This is a genomic window from Klebsiella sp. 28 (assembly GCF_018223905.1).
In the GTDB taxonomy this organism is placed as follows: Bacteria; Pseudomonadota; Gammaproteobacteria; order Enterobacterales; family Enterobacteriaceae; genus Klebsiella; species Klebsiella pneumoniae.
In genome coordinates this window covers 1-1,343 of record NZ_JAGRQY010000073.1, presented here as the reverse complement: position 1 = coordinate 1,343, position 1,343 = coordinate 1, and the positions used below count along the sequence as shown (strand labels likewise).

Below are 1,343 nucleotides of genomic sequence, written 5' to 3'. Positions count from 1 at the left end.
CGATGAGCTGGTGCGGCCGCTGCAGGATCGCCCGGTGCGTGTCGACCGCGAAACGCTGGCGCTGGGCTACGCCGGAGTCTACTCCAGCTTCCTGCGCCACAGCGAAGCGGCGGCCAAGCGCTATGGCCTCAGCGCGGTGGATATTCTCGTCGAGCTGGGCAAGCGGCGGATGGTCGGCGGCCAGGAGGATATGATCGTCGACGTCGCGCTGGATCTGCTTAACCGCAATAAATAACTAAGAACGTGCGGCTGACAAAGCATCAGCCGCCAGTCACCTGCTCCGTTTGTTCGGCTATCGCCAAGGTACCCTATGACCAAGATAACGACTGCAACCCCCTCGCGCCTGGTGGTCACCATCGGGCTCTGTTTTATGGTGGCCCTGATGGAAGGGCTGGATCTGCAGGCGGCGGGGATCGCCGCCGTCGGCATGGCGCAGGCCTTTGCGCTGGATAAAATGCAGATGGGCTGGATCTTCAGCGCCGGGATCCTCGGCCTGCTGCCCGGCGCGCTGGTGGGCGGCATGCTGGCGGACCGCCACGGGCGTAAGCGCATTCTGTTGGGGTCTGTGCTGCTGCTTGGCCTGTTCTCGCTGGCCACCGCGCTGGCATGGAGCTTCCCGACGCTGCTGCTGGCGCGCCTGCTCACCGGCGTCGGGCTCGGGGCGGCATTGCCGAACCTGATTGCCTTAACCTCGGAAGCCGCTGGCTCACGTTTCCGCGGCCGGGCGGTAAGCCTGATGTACTGCGGCGTACCCATTGGCGCCGCGCTGGCGGCAGCGCTGGGCTTTTCCGGTCTCGCCGCGGCCTGGCAGATTATTTTCTGGATTGGCGGCGTGGTCCCGCTGCTGCTGATCCCGTTGCTGATGCGCTGGCTGCCGGAGTCGCAGGCGTTTCAGCGCGCGGAGGCCAGCGTGCCGCTGCGCACCCTGTTTGCCCCGGGCCAGGCCGCCGCTACGCTGCTGCTGTGGCTGGGTTATTTTTTCACCCTGCTGGTGGTCTATATGCTGATCAACTGGCTGCCGATGCTGCTGGTGGGCCAGGGATTCCGCGCCAGCCAGGCGGCGGGGGTGATGTTCTCTCTGCAGATCGGCGCCGCCTGCGGCACGCTGCTGCTGGGGGCGCTAATGGATAAGCTCACCCCGCTGCGGATGTCGCTCCTGATCTACAGCGGCATTCTGGCGTCGCTGTTGGCGCTGGGCAGCGCGTCGTCGCTGACTGGCATGCTGCTGGCGGGGTTTGTCGCCGGGCTGTTCGCCACCGGCGGACAAAGTGTGCTTTACGCTCTGGCGCCGCTTTTTTATCCCGCGGCCATCCGCGCCACCGGGGTGGGCACCGCCGTGGCGG

Annotated in this window: 1 protein-coding gene and 1 pseudogene; both read left to right on the top strand. The window is 66.3% G+C overall.

What is annotated here, in order from left to right; all coding sequences use genetic code 11:
- Nucleotides 1–235 (top strand): annotated as a pseudogene (locus KHQ28_RS13810) (4-hydroxy-2-oxovalerate aldolase); the annotation flags it as partial.
- 75 nt (nucleotides 236–310) lie between these two features.
- A partial coding sequence (gene mhpT, locus KHQ28_RS13805) for a 3-(3-hydroxy-phenyl)propionate transporter MhpT (RefSeq protein ID WP_211777620.1) occupies nucleotides 311–1,343 on the top strand: 1,033 nt, incomplete at its 3' end.